This is a genomic window from Streptomyces sp. NPDC002698 (assembly GCF_042888945.1).
Classification (GTDB): domain Bacteria; phylum Actinomycetota; class Actinomycetes; order Streptomycetales; family Streptomycetaceae; genus Streptomyces.
Genome location: NZ_JBIAQM010000024.1, coordinates 73,759 through 88,542 on the forward strand (window position 1 = coordinate 73,759; position 14,784 = coordinate 88,542).

Annotated in this window: 16 protein-coding genes and 1 tRNA gene; 9 read left to right on the forward strand and 8 right to left on the reverse strand. The window is 72.0% G+C overall.

Going from position 1 to position 14,784, the window contains the following annotated elements; genetic code table 11:
* The first annotated feature begins 78 nt into the window (after window positions 1–78).
* The 4 genes from ACFYW9_RS28485 (at window position 79) to ACFYW9_RS28500 (ending at window position 2,268) form a co-directional block, all read left to right on the forward strand.
* On the forward strand, window positions 79–486 hold the full coding sequence (locus ACFYW9_RS28485; RefSeq protein WP_037628227.1) for a hypothetical protein: 408 nt from the start codon (window positions 79–81) through the stop codon (window positions 484–486).
* Window positions 483–1,295: a transcriptional regulator gene (locus tag ACFYW9_RS28490; protein WP_389155974.1), complete on the forward strand. Its 813-nt coding sequence runs from the start codon at window positions 483–485 to the stop codon at window positions 1,293–1,295. Before ACFYW9_RS28485 ends, ACFYW9_RS28490 begins: the two co-directional genes overlap by 4 nt.
* Before the next feature lie 65 nt (window positions 1,296–1,360).
* On the forward strand, window positions 1,361–1,879 hold the full coding sequence (locus ACFYW9_RS28495; RefSeq protein ID WP_351873464.1) for a roadblock/LC7 domain-containing protein: 519 nt from the start codon (window positions 1,361–1,363) through the stop codon (window positions 1,877–1,879).
* A 14-nt stretch (window positions 1,880–1,893) separates the two neighbouring features.
* The gene (locus ACFYW9_RS28500; protein WP_355763800.1) at window positions 1,894–2,268 is read left to right on the forward strand and encodes a hypothetical protein; all 375 of its coding nucleotides are present in this window, start codon (window positions 1,894–1,896) and stop codon (window positions 2,266–2,268) included.
* Between the two features lie 30 nt (window positions 2,269–2,298).
* On the opposite strand, the gene ACFYW9_RS28505 is transcribed toward ACFYW9_RS28500, so the two are convergent.
* From ACFYW9_RS28505 to ACFYW9_RS28515, 3 genes are all read right to left on the reverse strand, one after another.
* Window positions 2,299–2,868 carry a hypothetical protein gene (locus ACFYW9_RS28505; protein ID WP_389155979.1) on the reverse strand — a complete coding sequence of 190 codons (570 nt, stop codon included), beginning with the start codon at window positions 2,866–2,868 and terminating at the stop codon, window positions 2,299–2,301.
* Between the two features lie 132 nt (window positions 2,869–3,000).
* Window positions 3,001–3,909 (reverse strand): MurR/RpiR family transcriptional regulator, encoded by a 909-nt coding sequence (locus ACFYW9_RS28510; RefSeq protein WP_389156071.1) that lies wholly within the window; start codon window positions 3,907–3,909, stop codon window positions 3,001–3,003.
* Between the two features lie 71 nt (window positions 3,910–3,980).
* Window positions 3,981–5,609 (reverse strand): aromatic amino acid ammonia-lyase, encoded by a 1,629-nt coding sequence (locus ACFYW9_RS28515; RefSeq protein ID WP_389155982.1) that lies wholly within the window; start codon window positions 5,607–5,609, stop codon window positions 3,981–3,983.
* Between the two features lie 148 nt (window positions 5,610–5,757).
* Here ACFYW9_RS28515 and ACFYW9_RS28520 point away from each other — a divergent pair, with 148 nt between their 5' ends.
* Window positions 5,758–6,195, forward strand: coding sequence for a hypothetical protein (locus ACFYW9_RS28520; protein WP_351873456.1), 438 nt, complete (start codon window positions 5,758–5,760; stop codon window positions 6,193–6,195).
* Between the two features lie 397 nt (window positions 6,196–6,592).
* Here ACFYW9_RS28520 and ACFYW9_RS28525 read toward each other — a convergent pair whose 3' ends face one another.
* Window positions 6,593–7,987, reverse strand: coding sequence for a cystathionine beta-synthase (locus ACFYW9_RS28525; RefSeq protein WP_351873454.1), 1,395 nt, complete (start codon window positions 7,985–7,987; stop codon window positions 6,593–6,595).
* Between the two features lie 143 nt (window positions 7,988–8,130).
* Here ACFYW9_RS28525 and ACFYW9_RS28530 point away from each other — a divergent pair, with 143 nt between their 5' ends.
* The 3 genes from ACFYW9_RS28530 (at window position 8,131) to ACFYW9_RS28540 (ending at window position 11,944) form a co-directional block, all read left to right on the forward strand.
* Window positions 8,131–9,159, forward strand: coding sequence for an SGNH/GDSL hydrolase family protein (locus ACFYW9_RS28530; protein ID WP_389155988.1), 1,029 nt, complete (start codon window positions 8,131–8,133; stop codon window positions 9,157–9,159).
* A 475-nt stretch (window positions 9,160–9,634) separates the two neighbouring features.
* Entirely contained in the window at window positions 9,635–10,855 is a 1,221-nt protein-coding gene (locus ACFYW9_RS28535) for an acetyl-CoA C-acetyltransferase (RefSeq protein ID WP_351873449.1), read from the forward strand.
* A gap of 282 nt (window positions 10,856–11,137) precedes the next feature.
* Window positions 11,138–11,944 (forward strand): hypothetical protein, encoded by an 807-nt coding sequence (locus ACFYW9_RS28540; RefSeq protein ID WP_351873447.1) that lies wholly within the window; start codon window positions 11,138–11,140, stop codon window positions 11,942–11,944.
* A 56-nt stretch (window positions 11,945–12,000) separates the two neighbouring features.
* Here the strand turns inward: ACFYW9_RS28540 and ACFYW9_RS28545 are convergent, their stop codons facing one another.
* Complete coding sequence (locus ACFYW9_RS28545) at window positions 12,001–12,312, reverse strand: hypothetical protein (RefSeq protein ID WP_389155992.1); 312 nt, start codon at window positions 12,310–12,312, stop codon at window positions 12,001–12,003.
* Between the two features lie 104 nt (window positions 12,313–12,416).
* Between ACFYW9_RS28545 and ACFYW9_RS28550 the strand changes: the two genes are divergently transcribed.
* Window positions 12,417–12,647 carry a DUF4287 domain-containing protein gene (locus tag ACFYW9_RS28550; RefSeq protein ID WP_326787336.1) on the forward strand — a complete coding sequence of 77 codons (231 nt, stop codon included), beginning with the start codon at window positions 12,417–12,419 and terminating at the stop codon, window positions 12,645–12,647.
* A gap of 122 nt (window positions 12,648–12,769) precedes the next feature.
* Here the strand turns inward: ACFYW9_RS28550 and ACFYW9_RS28555 are convergent, their stop codons facing one another.
* From ACFYW9_RS28555 to ACFYW9_RS28565, 3 genes are all read right to left on the reverse strand, one after another.
* On the reverse strand, window positions 12,770–13,651 hold the full coding sequence (locus tag ACFYW9_RS28555) for a Bax inhibitor-1/YccA family protein (protein ID WP_389155996.1): 882 nt from the start codon (window positions 13,649–13,651) through the stop codon (window positions 12,770–12,772).
* Window positions 13,652–14,020: 369 nt separating this feature from the next.
* Window positions 14,021–14,377, reverse strand: coding sequence for a helix-turn-helix domain-containing protein (locus ACFYW9_RS28560; RefSeq protein ID WP_389155999.1), 357 nt, complete (start codon window positions 14,375–14,377; stop codon window positions 14,021–14,023).
* Window positions 14,378–14,662: 285 nt separating this feature from the next.
* Window positions 14,663–14,745: transfer RNA gene (locus tag ACFYW9_RS28565), tRNA-Leu, on the reverse strand.
* Window positions 14,746–14,784: the final 39 nt, after the last annotated feature.

Consider the following 14,784-nt stretch of genomic DNA (forward strand, 5'->3'; position numbering starts at 1 on the left):
CGGATCACTCCCTTCCCGTGCACACAGTGCGTAACTTCGGCGTCACTCGGCCGAACCCTTTGGCGGGAGGGAGACACGGTGCCCGGTATCGACGAGTGCCTGCTGGAGGCCATGACACTGCCCGGCGCGCGAGGCGCCTCGGTGGTCGACTGGACCAGCGGCCTGGCTCTGGGCACGGTCGGTGACGCTCCGGGCGACGACCACGAGACGACCGCGGCGGAGGCCGCCGAGCTGGCCCGGCTCGCCGCGGAGAACCGCTCGTTCGCCCCCAAGGGCGGCTCCGACTGGTCCGAGTGGTCCGACCAGGAGACCCCGATCGAAGACCTGATCATCAGCAACCGCGACAGCTACCACGTCCTGCGATTCGTCCGGACCGCCTTCGACAGCAGTGTGTTCCTGCATCTGTGGCTGGCCCGCTCGGACGGCAACCTCGCCCTGGCCCGCATCCGGCTGGGCGAGATGGCCGGACGGCTGGTGCTCGTATGACCACGGTCAGGACACCTCCCCCGCCCCGGCTCCCGATACGGGACCCCGCACCGGGCGCCGCCGGCGGCGCCTCACCGATGCTCAGCAGGCTCGCCGACGAACGGGCCACCGGCGTCCTCATCCGCGAGCGCGGCACCCTCTACCTCGCCGACGGCGAGGTGGTGCACGCCGAGAGCCCGGCCACACCCGGACTCGACGTCCTGTTCTCCGTCCACGGCGTCCTGGCCCCCGAGGTGTGGCGGGAGGCGGTCGCCGCGGCCGGGGCGCGCCGCCGGGTCGGCCGGTTCCTGATCGACAGCGGGCGGATCGCGGAGGGCGCGCTGGAGCTGTGCCACCTCGGCTCCCTGTACGACGCCGCGTACTTCGTGCTCGGGCCGAGCAGCACCCCGAGCCGCTTCCGGTACGGCGCCGCGCACTGGTTCGGCCCGCTCCGCCCCGTCCCGGTCGCCGCGCTGGAGCGCGAGACGGTGCGCCGGCGTGAACTCCTGCACCGGATCTGGCCCGACCCGGCGACCGACACCGCGCCGCTGCGGCGCGCCCTGCTCGCCGCGGGGCCGACGGTGCCGCTCCGCCAGGAGGCCGTCCTCGACCGGGTGGACGGCGTCCGCACGGCGGCGGACGTGTCCCTCGCGCTGGGGCGGCCCGCCTTCCACACGCTCGTCGACCTGCGCCGGCTCGCCGCCGCCGGCCTCGTGACGGCCGCGCCCGAACCGCAGCCGCTTCCCCCGCCCAGCGTGCTCACCCAGACCTCCACCGATCCCGACGTCGCGTTGCTGCGACGGCTCAGAGTCGCGCTGGAGGCCTTGTGAGTCCCAACCCCGCGGGAGGCCTTGTGATCCGCGCGCTACGACAGCGTGCCGAAAGGAGACTGCTGATGGCGGCGGAGGCCGAAGTCCTGGACGAACTCCATCGGCTCCGGGCCCGCGTGCCCCAGCTGACCGGAGCGCTCGCGGCCAGCGCCGACGGTCTCGTCCTCGCCCACGACACACCCGGCGTGGAGCCGGACGGCCTGGCCGCGCTCACCGCGGCCGCCCTGGGGGTCGCCATCCGCATGACCGAGTCCACCGGCCACGGCGACCTGCGTGAGCTGCTGGTGCGCGGCGTGCACGGCTATGTCGCGACGTACGCGGCGGGCGGCTCCGCCGTGCTGACCCTGCTCGCCCAGGACCGGGTCAACGTCGGCCGGCTGCACCTGGAGGGGCGGCGCTCCGGCACCCGGATCGGCGAACTCGTCGACGCCGCCACGGCTCGCGGGGAGCCGGCCGCCGAACCGGCCAAGCCCTCCGCCAAGCCTTCGGCCAAGACCCCGCTGCGCACGCGCACCCCCCGCGGCACCACCCCGCGGTCCACATCCACTCCTGCCACCAACCACCCGAGAACATCAGAGAGCTGAAGGAGCACCACATCATGACGAACACCGAGACCGCCCTCAAAGAGGCTCTGGCGTCCATCGAGGGCGCGACCGGAGCCGCCCTCGTCGACTACACGAGCGGTATGGCGCTGGGCACCATCGGCGGCAGCAAGAGCTTCGACCTCACGGTCGCGGCCGCCGGCAACACCGACGTCGTCCGCGCCAAACTGCGCACGATGGAACACCTGGGCCTGAAGGGCGACATCGAGGACATCCTGATCACGCTGTCCGACCAGTACCACCTGATCCGGCTGATGAAGGGGCGCGGCGGAAACGGCCTCTTCCTGTACCTGGTGCTCGACCAGAAGCGCGCCAACCTGGCGATGGCCCGGCACCAGTTGAAGCGGATCGAGGCCGATCTGGAGATCTAGTCCCACGCACCGGGTCCGGTTCCGTTCCGGTCAGTGACGCCGCGCCCCACCGGGCGCGGCGTCACCCGCCACCACTCCGGTGGCACGGACGGCGCGGACCGGCTTGCCCACGGGGGCACCGGCGCGCGGGCCGAGCCAGTCGACGCGCACCCAGATCAGCGCCTGCCCGGCACGCTCCAGACGCCCGAGCCGGGCGGCCTTCAGCCACAGTCCGACGCCCGCGCCGGCGAGCAGCATGCCGCCCGCGGCGGGCACGGCGAACGAGCTGCCCAGAGCGGTGGCGAAGGCGAGCAGCAGCCACCAGCGGTGGCCCCGGCGCCAGTTGCGCAGGGTCACGGCACGGTCCTGGAGCACATCGTGCTTACCGGCGCGGGCGGCCGAGCGGACCAGGGCGTCGTAGCGCTTCCTGCGCCAGTACGCCACCACGGCCGCCGTGACGAGAAACAGCGCGGCCCCGGCCATGACGCCGATCCTGCGCCCGGTCAGCCCGGGGAGCAGTACTCCGACTCCGGCAGCCAGCACCCCGCACCACCACAGCGGTGCGGCTCCCGCCCGCACCACGACGGCCACCCGGGCCAGTCCCTGTCCTCCGCGCGCCACGATCCGCCTCCCGACTCAGCGCCTGCGCGGGCACGCCGTCGACCGCCGTCGCGCCCGCATGTCTTTGGGCGGGCAGATTAGCCACGGAAGGTGAGACGCGTCTGAGAAACGTCCGAATCGCCGCTCCGGCGCCTACTCCACGAACAGTCCCCGTACGGCGGCGCGCGCGTCGAACTGCTCCAGCCGCGCCTGTGCGTCCGGCAGGTCGTCGCACATGGCCTCCAGCAGGACGCGGCCCAGCAGCATCGGCGCGCACGCCGTGTCGAACGCGAGGCCGGTGCCGACGGCGGCGGGGAGCAGCAGGTCGGACACCTTCGCGACCGGCGCGAACGCCGAGTCCGCGACCGTGACGACGGTCAGCCCGGCCTCCTTCGCGTAGCCGAGGGCGTCGACGACCTCGCGCGGGTGGCGGGGCAGCGCGAAGCACAGCAGGGCCGTGGCCCCGGCCCGTACGCTCGCGTCGATCCGGTCCTGGAGCATCGTGCCGCCCTCGTGCAGCAGCCGGACGTCGGGGTGCACCTTGGCGGCGAAGTAGGCGAAGCCGTAGGCCTGGGAGGCGGCGGCGCGCAGCCCGAGGACGGGCAGCGGGCGCGACGCGGCCAGCAGGCGCCCCGCCCTCGCGACCGGACGCGGGTCCGCGAGCACGGCGGCGAGGTGACGCAGATTCTCGATCTCGGCCTCGACGGCCTGCTGGTACTCGTTGTACGAGGCGGTGTCGGCGGCCGGTTCGGCGGGCGCGACCTCGCGCAGGTGCTTGCGCAGCGCCGGGTAGCCGTCGAAGCCGAGCGCGACCGCGAAGCGGGTGACGGAGGGCTGGCTGACTCCGGCGAGTTCGGCGAGTTCGACACTGGAAAGGAACGGCACGTCGGCGGCGCTGCGCACCATGCTGTGGGCGATGCGCCGCTGGGTCGGGGTGAGCCGGCGCCCCTCGAAGAGGCTCTGGAGCCGTCCGGCGGGGCTGTCGCCCACACCGGTGCCGCCCTCCACGCCGCCGCCGTCCCCGGCCGTCTCGCCGAACCCCGTCGCCGTGCCGTCCCCCATGACCTCGCCGCCCCCCATCGCCTTGCCGTCCCCGTCCTTGTCCCCGCCCGCGGCCCTGTCGCTGACCGTGCTCATGACGTGCTCCCCCTCCAGATGTCCGTGAACCGGTCGAGCAGTGCGGCGGCCGCCGCCACATCGTCCGTGAGCGGCCGGTCGGCCTGCTCGGCTTCGAGCACCGCCTCGGCCAGCTCCAGTGCCCGCCCGGCCGGCAGCCCCGGGTCGGGCCGCAGGTCGCGCTGGCGCAGCGCCCGTACCGCGGCGACCAGTTCACAGCCGACGACGAGACGGAACGCGCCGCACGCGCGCAGGGTCTGGCGTGCGGCGAGCGAGGCGAAGCTCGCCTGTTCCTCGACGCCCCGGGAGAGTACAGCGTGGCCGAGCGAGGCGGGCGCGGAGAAGGCCCGCAGGTCACCGAGCGCGGCACCGGCGGCGTACTCCAGGATCATCACGCCCGAGGACGCGGGTTCCTGGTCGGCGAGGAAGGGGCGCAGCCGGGTGTAGGCGGGTTCGTTGAGGGTGGACAGGCGGGAGGTGGACAGGCGTGCCACCTGGGTGACGGCGAGCCTGAAGTGGTCCAGGGCGAGGGCGAGTTGTGCCTGGTAGAAGCCGCCGTGGTGGTAGGCGGTCATGTCCTCGGGGGAGATGAGCGGGTTCTCCGCGGCGGCGTTGATCTCCACCGAGAGGACCTCCTCCAGCGCGTCCGCCGCGTCGTGCGCGGGGCCGTGGATCTGCGGCAGGCAGCGGAAGCCGTAGGGGTCCTGGATCCGTCCGAGCGGCGGTGTGGGCCGGTCCGCGGCTCCGATCAGCTCCCGCATCCGGCGCGCCGCCTCGATGGACCCGCGGTGCGGCCGGGCGGCGTGCACGGGTGCCGCGTAGGCCTCGTGGGACCCGTCGACCGCCAGCAGTGACAGGGCCGCGACGACCTGGGTGGCGCCGATCAGTCCGCGCAGTTCGTGCAGCGCGAGGGCGGACTGTCCGACGGTGAGGGCGTTGCTGCTGATGAGCGCGAGCGCGTCGTTGTTGTCGAGCGCCAGGGGCCCGGGAGCGGCGTTGTCGAGCGCCGGGGACCCGGGAGCCGGCCCCTCGCCGGACCGCGTGCCCGACCCCTCGCCCGATCGCGTACCCGGCCCCTCGCGCCCCGGCACCGTCGAGCCGTCCGGGCCTCTCCACGGGTGCTCCCCCGCGAGGGCCAGGCCCACCTGGGCCAGGGCGGCGATGTCCCCGGTCCCGACCGAGCCGAACTCGTTGACGACCGGGTACGCGCCGCGCTCCAGCGCCTCGCACAGCGCCGTGACGACGGTGGGCCGCAGTCCGGCGCCGCCCGCGAGAAGCTGGTTCGCCCGGACGGCGAGCATCGCCCGGACCTGGCGGGCGGGCAGCTCCTCGCCGATGGCACCGGCGTGGCTGCGCAGCAGGCGCAGTCCGTGGCCGGCGGCCGCCTCGGTCGGCACGTCCTCGTCGCGGTTGGCGCCGACGCCGGTGGAGCGTCCGTAGACGCGGCCGGTGGCGGCGATCCGCCGGGCGGCGCACCAGGACTCCTCGGCCCGCTTCATCGCCTCGGTGCCGGGAACCGGCCGCGCGGTCCCGTCGGCGAGCCGTACGACGTCGTCGACTCCGGTGCCGCGGCCGTCCAGGACCACGAGTGCGACGGCCGCCGGAGGCGTCACCGCACACGACGTGTCCACGATCCGGGACGACATCACGCGCACACCCTTCTATTCAGGTACCGAGAACTCTGCATGACGATATGCAGACCGGGCAAGGGGCGTCTTCCGGGGGCTCGGCCCCGCCGCAACAGGGGGGCTAACCCCAGTGCCACGCGCACCTCCGCTGCCTAACGTGATGGACATGACCGGTATGAACGCCCGCCATGACGACGCGGAGCTGAAGAAGGAACTCGACGCCACCCTGCACGCGCGCAAGGAGCTCGGCGAAGAGTACGAATCCGCGCTGGTCGACTCCTTCCTGGAGAAGGTCGAGCAGCGCCTCGACGGTGCCGTCGACCGCCGGGTGCGGCGCCGGCTCGCGGAACAGCAGATGGTGGTGGCGCGCGGCGCGCGTTCACCCCAGTCGTCCGACTCCTGGGGCGAGCGTTTCGGCTTCGGGATCGTCTCGCTCGTCCTCGCGGTCCCGCTGTCCGCGATCGGCGGCGGAGTCGCGCACCTGCCCGGACTGCTCGTCGCCTGGGGCGGGATCGTCGGAGTGAACGTGGTCCAGGCGGCGCGCCTCTCCCCCGGCCTCTTCGGCCGCCGCAGGAACCGGCCGGAGTCGGACTGGGAAGAGTAGGCACCGCAAGGGCATACGAAAGGGCCCGGCACTCGGGACGAGTGCCGGGCCCTTCGACGTATTGCGCGGGGACCGCCGCACCCCCGGTGAAGGGGGGCGGGACGACGGCGGTCCCCGCGAGGGACGCGGGCCGGGTCAGGACCGGGCTTGCGCGTCCTAGGCGTCCATGGAGGTCCGGGAGCCGCTCCGGAGGTCCTTGGCGCCGTTCGGCGCCGGCCTGGCGGGGAGCCGCTCCCGCCCTGCCGACACCCACTAATGTGCCGGACCCGTGTTAAGCGGGTGCTGCGCGGACGTGACGCGCTCGTACCACTTCCGCGAAGTTCACCCCGGCCGGAGCCGGAAGATCCACACGGATCCGACACTTCGATCGAAAATCCTGCTCAGGCCCCGGACGGGGTCAGGCCCTGGCGCCGCCCTTGGCGAGGAAGGACAGCAGGTCCTGCCGGCTGACGACGCCGGTGGGCTTGCCCTCGACGAGCACGATCGCGGCGTCGGCGCGACCGAGCACGGACATCAGGTCGGCGACCGGCTCGCCGGAACCGACCTGCGGCAGCGGCGACGACATGTGCTTCTCCAGCGGGTCCTCCAGGGAGGCCCGCTTGGTGAACAGCGCGTCCAGGAGCTCGCGCTCCACGACCGACCCGATGACCTCGGCGGCCATCACGTCCGGGTGACCGGCGCCGGGCTTGACGATCGGCATCTGCGAGACGCCGTACTCGCGCAGCACCTCGATGGCCTCGCCGACGGTCTCCTCCGGGTGCATGTGGACGAGCGACGGGATGGAGCCGCCCGCCTTGTCGTTCAGCACGTCGGCGACACGGGCGCTCGGGCCGGTGTCCTCCAGGAAGCCGTAGTCGGCCATCCACTCGTCGTTGAAGATCTTGCTGAGGTAGCCGCGCCCGCTGTCGGGGAGCAGCACCACGACGACGTCGTCCGGGCCGAGGCGCTCGGCGACGCGCAGCGCGGCGACCACGGCCATGCCGCAGGAGCCGCCGACGAGGAGCCCCTCCTCCTTGGCCAGCCGGCGCGTCATCTGGAAGGAGTCCTTGTCGGACACGGCGACGATCTCGTCCGCGACCGTACGGTCGTACGCGGTCGGCCAGAAGTCCTCGCCGACGCCCTCGACGAGGTAGGGGCGGCCGGAACCGCCGGAGTACACGGACCCCTCGGGGTCGGCGCCGACGACCTGCACCTTGCCGTCACTGGCGTCCTTCAGATACCGGCCGGTGCCGGAGATCGTGCCGCCGGTGCCCACACCCGCGACGAAGTGGGTGATCTTCCCCTCCGTCTGCTCCCACAGCTCGGGGCCGGTCGAGTGATAGTGCGACAGGGGGTTGTTCGGGTTGGAGTACTGGTCGGGCTTCCAGGCTCCCGGGGTCTCCCGCACCAGCCGGTCGGAGACGTTGTAGTACGAGTCCGGGTGCTCCGGGTCGACGGCGGTGGGGCAGACCACGACCTCGGCCCCGTACGCGCGCATCACGTTGATCTTGTCGGTGGAGACCTTGTCGGGGCACACGAAGATGCACTTGTACCCCTTCTGCTGCGCCACGATCGCGAGGCCGACACCGGTGTTGCCACTGGTCGGCTCGACGATCGTGCCGCCGGGCTTGAGCGCGCCGCTCTCCTCCGCGGCCTCGATCATGCGCAGGGCGATGCGGTCCTTCACGGACCCGCCGGGGTTGAAGTACTCGACCTTCGCCAGGACGGTCGCCTGGATGCCCGCGGTCACGTTGTTGAGCCTCAACAGCGGGGTGTTGCCGACGAGACTGATCATCGAGTCGTGGAATTGCACCGTTGTCTCCGGAGCTGCGTTTTTTACAGGAATGGTCTCGTCAGCCTACGGCCCTGAGCAGGCGTTCACCCGCAGTTGCGATTGGCCCACCCGCTCTTCGGGGCAAGCAGTGGTTGTACGGCTACAGGAGGTGGCGGCGACGGATGTCGAGCATGTCGAGGGCGAGGGTGGCCCGGCGGATCGCCGCGGGCGCGGCGTACGGCGGGGGCGGCGTCGGGCTGGTGGGTGCGGCGGCCGTCGGTCTGGTGCTGGCCGAGGTGCAGTTCGTGAAGCGGCATGTGAACAACGGGCACGCTCCCTACGCCCCGCGCGCCGACGGTCTGTACGGGTACGACTACGCCGGCGCCTCCCCTGACGAAGCCCCGCTGCGGCTGACGATGCTCGGCGACTCGACGGCCGCCGGCCAGGGAGTGCGCAGGGCCCGGCAGACGCCGGGCGCGCTGCTGTCCTCGGGACTGGCGGCGGTGGCCGAGCGGCCGGTGGAGCTGTGCAACGTGGCGCTGCCCGGCGCCCAGTCGGACGACCTGGACCGCCAGGTCGCGCTCGCCCTCGCCGACACCTCCCGGCTGCCCGACGTCTGCGTGATCATGATCGGCGCGAACGACGTGACGCACCGGATGCCGCCGACACGCTCGGTGCGCCATCTGTCCGCGGCGGTACGCCGGCTGCGCACGGCCGGTGCGGAGGTGGTCGTCGGCACCTGTCCCGACCTGGGCACGGTCGAACAGGTCCAGCAGCCGCTGCGGTGGCTGGCGCGGCGCGCGTCCCGCCAGCTCGCCGCCGCCCAGACGATCGGCACGGTCGAGCAGGGCGGCCGTACGGTGTCGCTGGGCGACCTGCTGGGCCCGGAGTTCGCGGCGAACCCGCGCGAGCTGTTCGGTCCCGACCACTACCACCCCTCGGCGGAGGGGTACGCGACGGCCGCCATGGCCCTGCTGCCCACGGTCTGCGCGGCGCTCAGCCTCTGGCCGGCGGAGGAGGAGCGTCCGGACGTCTCGCGCCACGAGGGCTTCCTTCCGGTCGCCCGCGCCGCGGCGGAGGCCGCGTCGGAGCCCGGCACCGAGGTCACCGCCGCGATGCCCACCGGGCCCCGCGGCCCCTGGGCCCTCCTCAAACGCCGCCGCCGCCAACGCCTCCCGGCGACGGACCCGGCCCCGACCCCGCTCAACTGACCCCGACGGGGTCCGCCCGGGCGCTTCGGCCCATACCCGGCTGCGGGTGCGCGGGGGCTGGTCGCGCAGTTCCCCGCGCCCCTGGCTCTGTCACCCAGCCCGGCACCGAACATCCAGCCCCGATCCGGGCAGGCCCGTAGCCGGGTGCGGCTCCGTGGGGGCCGGCCGCGCAGTTCCCCGCGCCCCTGGGCCCGTCGCCCTGCCCTGTGCCTGAAAGGCGGGGCACGAATTTTCAGCCCCTCCAGCGATTGAGGAGCGGGGTCCGGGGCGGAGCTCCGAGGCGGTCACCCGGACGGGGGGCCACCTCTTCAGACCGGCCCCGCGCAGCTCACCCCTCAAGGCGCCCCCGCCAGCAAAAAGCAAGCGCTTAGAAAAGTGCGGCCGGTGTCACACCCCCACACCGGTGACCTCGACGGTACGTACGGGTAACTTCCCAGACAGCCCTGCACACTTCCCGTACGCCAATGGAGCCGTGATGCCCGAAGCCGTGATCGTCTCAGCCGCCCGCTCCCCGATCGGCCGCGCCTTCAAGGGCTCCCTGAAGGATGTGCGCCCCGACGACCTGACCTCCACGATCATCCAGGCCGCCCTCGCCAAGGTCCCCGAGCTCGACCCGAGGCTCATCGACGACCTGATGCTCGGCTGCGGCCTCCCCGGCGGCGAGCAGGGCCACAACCTCGGCCGCATCGTGGCCGTGCAGATGGGCATGGACCACCTCCCGGGCTGCACGATCACCCGTTACTGTTCCTCGTCCCTCCAGACCTCCCGCATGGCCCTGCACGCCATCAAGGCCGGCGAGGGCGACGTCTTCATCTCGGCGGGTGTCGAGATGGTGTCGCGGTCGATCAAGGGCACCTCCGACGGGATGCCCGACACCCACAACCCCCTCTTCGCCGACGCCGAGGCCCGCACCCTCGAGGTCGCGCAGTCGGAGGGTTCGACCTGGCACGACCCGCGCGAGGACGGCCTGATCCCGGACGCGTACATCGCGATGGGCCAGACCGCCGAGAACCTGGCCCGCCTCAAGGGCGTCACCCGCCAGGACATGGACGAGTTCGGCGTGCGCTCGCAGAACCTCGCCGAGGAAGCCGTCAAGAACGGCTTCTGGGCGCGCGAGATCACCCCGGTCACGACCCCGGACGGCACGGTCGTCAGCACGGACGACGGCCCCCGCGCGGGCGTGACCCTGGAGGGCGTCCAGGGCCTCAAGCCGGTCTTCCGCCCCGACGGCCTGGTCACCGCGGCCAACTGCTGCCCGCTGAACGACGGCGCCGCCGCCCTCGTGATCATGTCCGACACGAAGGCCCGCGAGCTCGGCCTGACCCCGCTCGCCCGCATCGTCTCGACCGGCGTCACCGGCCTCTCCCCCGAGATCATGGGCCTCGGCCCGGTGGAGGCCAGCAAGCAGGCGCTCAGCCGCGCCGGCCTCACCGTCGACGACATCGACCTGTTCGAGATCAACGAGGCCTTCGCCGCCCAGGTGATCCCGAGCGCCCGCGACCTGGGCATCCCGCTGGACAAGCTGAACGTGAACGGCGGCGCCATCGCCGTCGGCCACCCCTTCGGCATGACCGGCGCCCGCATCACCGGCACCCTCATCAACAGCCTCCAGTTCCACGACAAGCAGTTCGGCCTGGAGACCATGTGCGTCGGCGGCGGCCAGGGCATGGCGATGGTCATCGAGCGTCTCAGCTGACAGTCATGACCCGTTCCCGTGACGGGATTTGAACCCAGAGTGAACGAATCGGCCCAGAAGCCCGGAACCACCGGGCCTCTGGGCCGATTTGTGATCCAATCCCTTCCAAGATGTGACCTATGTCCCCTCGGATGGACATTCCCGCAGGTCAGGTGCGTGCACGGTTAAACCTGAGGACCAAAGTCCTGTCCTTTTCGTGACGTTACGCACTGACAGTTTGGCGGTTCGCCCTTCAAGCTGATGTAGGAAGTCGGGGGCCGACTTTGAACCGGGAGTACGTCAGTGAGCGCCATGCCGATTGCTCTGCTGCTCGCCACAGCCGCCACAGCGGCCGTGGGCGTCGCCGTTCTGCACACCCTGCGGGGTCTGCGTCGGCAGGTCGCAGCCCTGCACAGCGAACTCGTCGCGAGCCGCGCCGGTGCGGCGCGGGGCCTCGTGCCAGCGGCGCGCGGATCCGCCGACGCGGACGAGATACGTACGGCCGTGGCCGACGCGCTGGCCGAGGAGCGGGAACGGGAGCTCGCCGAGGCGCGGGCCTTCTGGGCCGCCCAGGAGGCGCGTGACGCCTCCGACGCGCCGTCGCTGCTCGGACTGCCGGACAACGAGCTGTTCCTGCCGCGCCACTCGGACTTCGTGGGCCTGGACCACCTGGAGCCGGTCGCCGAGACCGGTACGGACCTCGAGGAGTTCCTCCAGACCGGTACCGCCGGCGACTCCCCGGAACTCGCCGCGGCCCGCCGCCGTCACCCCTCCCACCCGGACTTCGTCCCGGCCCAGTCGCCGGTGGTCACCGACCACGAACGCACGGTGGCCCGCCTGGAGGAGCTCGCCGAGTCCCGTACGGAACTGGCGGACGTCCGCCCCGGCCCGCTCGGCACCCTCGACGTCTACGTCTTCGCCGACGGCACGACCCTGTGCATGACCCCCGGCCACCGTGAGACCGCGCAGCGGCTCGCCGCCGCCCTGACGGCGGGAGAGGCCCCGGTCCTGCTCGGCGGCTCCGGCGTCTCGGGCGCGTACGCCCTGACCTTCTCCTTCGGCGAGGAGAGCGTCTACATCCTGGCGGACCGCGTCATAGCGTCGCTGTAGCGTCCGCCCCGAGGGGGACCGCACGGCATCCCGCGCGCCGGAGCCGGCCGAGAGGATCAGACCCCGGCGCGTTTCTGCGCCTCGGCCACGAGCGTGACCGCTTCCGCCAGTTCCTCCTCGTTCTTCAGTACGAGGGCCAAGTCGTGCACGGCGACCGTGATTTGGTCGGCGACGGCGAACATCCCGGCGTCGGGCATCTCCCGGGGCTCCCCCGACGGGTCCTCGGCCCGCTGGGCGCGCAGCGCGAACTCCCTGGCCAGCCCCAGCGCCTCCGCCGCGGCACTGCGTTGCAGGCGGCTCTGCGGGGCGGCCCGCAACCGGTCGGCGAAGTGGTCCACGGCTCGGGTCAACGGCGTCGTATCCAGCACGCCGCGAGACTACGCGCAGCGGCGGGACTGTTGCCAACAACCCAACCCTCAGGCACGGTGGCGTGAAGGACCGGCTTACATCCCCTTTGCGTTCGGAGGCGCCGATGTCCCAAGTCTTCTCCGCGGAGACCCATCGCAACCTGCTCGCCCGCATCCCCCATTGCACCGGTCGTGAGATCTCCGACTGGCTTCGCACCGTCGAGGAAGGCCCCGCCCTCTTCCGTTTCGAGGAGAAGGTCAGCTGGCTCCGCGCCGAGCACGACCTCGCGTACGGCCACGCCAAGGCGATCATTCACGAGTACGACCTGAGGAGGGCCGCGCGCAAACTGCTGTGAGCGCGCACCACCGAGACGACCGGTATCCGACGACGATCCGGCACCCGATGACGAAGGGCCCGCGAACTGGTGGTTCGCGGGCCCTTCAGGTCACCTGACGGCCTGTCCGGCCGCCGGGGTCACTAGTCTCTGCCGCTGAAGATGGCGACCAGCCGCAGCATCTCGACGTAGATCCACACGAGGGTCATGGTCAGGCCGAACGCGGCCAGCCACGCCTCTTCCTTCGGCGCACCGTAGGTGATGCCGTCCTCGATCTGCTTGAAGTCGAGGGTCAGGAAGAACGCGCCGATCAGGATCGCGAGGATGCCGACGATCGCGCCCAGCGGGCCGCTGCTGCGCAGTCCGCCGTCCGGGGCGACACCGAAGACGACCAGCAGCAGGTTCACCGCCATGACGGCGACGAAGGCGATGGCGATGGTCAGGCCGATGCGCGCGTACCGGGCGGTGACCCGGATCCAGCCCGCCTTGTAGACGAGCAGGGTGGCGCCGGTGACCGCCATGGTGCCGAGCACGGCCTGGAAGGGCGCGCCGTTCCACTGCGCGTTGTACATCTCGCTGATGACACCGAGGAAGACGCCCTCGAAGGCGGCGTACCCGATGATCAGCGCGGGCGTGGCGGTGCGCTTGAAGGACTGCACCATCGCGAGCACGAAGGCGACCAGGCCGGAGCCGATGGCCAGGCCGTAGCTCGTGCTGGAGACCGGCAGCAGCGCCCAGGCCAGGACGGCGCCGACGACGACGGTGCCGAGCGTCATGGCCGAACGCATGACGACGTCGTCCATCGTCATACGGCCGGTGGTGACCGGGGCCTGTGGCGGGGCTCCCTGCTGGAGGCCCTGCTGCGCGTAGGGGTTCTGCGCGTAGGGGTTGCCGCCCTGCTGGGCGTACGGGTTCCCCTGCGTGCCGACAGCGGGTCCCCCGGCCTGCGGCGCCGCGTTGAAGCCCGCGTAGCCGTTGTCGCGGCTGAACCCCCGTCGCGAGAAGACCGGGTTACTGCTCCTCATTTCACTCCTCCATGGCCACCCTTGTGGCCTTGGCTCAAGAGTAATAGGTAGGCAAAGGAATGACCCTAGTGCTTGGGGAGGATCTTTCCCTCGTTGTGCCACCGTACGCGTGTGTTCCCTGGCACGCCCGTACTGGTACGAAGCCGTGACACCGGCTTCCGGGGAAACGGCTTCACGGGGCACATGCCCTCTCAAGCCGACTTGATCACCCGCTATTCCCGCTGTTCGCCGGGAGGAAAGCCCGTGTACCCCTCCGCGAGGTCCGCCGCGGCCGCGCGTGAGCTCGCGATCCGCTCCAGGCGGGCCCGCCGGACGCGGTCCTCACACCCGTACCTTCTCTCGGTGTTCGCGAAGTGAACTTTCCTTCACCTAACCACGAGTCTCCGCCACCTCGGAAGCGGAACCGGTGTCAACGGGCGCCGGGCCTGCCGGCACAGCGGTGACGGACCCCAGGCCTGACCGTTGAGTCCCTGGGCCGCCTGGGCGATGACGGCGGCCACGACGGCCGGCCGGGACACGTAGACGGCCCTCGCGCGCCAGCTCGATCAGCCTCTTACGGGCGCCCCCGTCCAGCGCGAGCGCTTCCGCCAGTGCGGCCACGGTCCGGTGCTGCGGTCCCCTGCCGCGTCCGCGTTCCATGTCCGACAGGGTCCGGGCGCTCACCTTCGACGCCTCGGCCAACTGCTCCAGCGTCAGACGCGCCGCTCGCCGGTGAGCGCGTAACACGTCCCCGAGATCGTGATGTCCGGTGATGACGTCACACCCCCTTCAGCGGCGAAGGCGCCCCCACCCTCCGCGAGCGAGCAGCGAACCTGCCCGGACCGTCCCGACCGCGCACGTTCCACCACCGCCGCCCGGCATCGAGGAACCACGCCGGCAACGGGACGTGATCGGCGCGGGGATGAAGGGAGAGGGGACGAGGAGAGGAGGGGCCGCGACCCGAAGGGTCGCGAGGCACCACCGGATACCTGCGGGAAAGCCTCACCCGAAGGGTCACCGGGTGAGGCCGCGTGCCCGGAACCGGACTTGAACCGGTACGCCCGCGAGGGGCAGCGAGGTTTAAGCTCGCCGTGTCTGCATTCCACCATCCGGGCAGATCATGGGCTCCGCATCGAGGTTCCGAGCCTATCGGG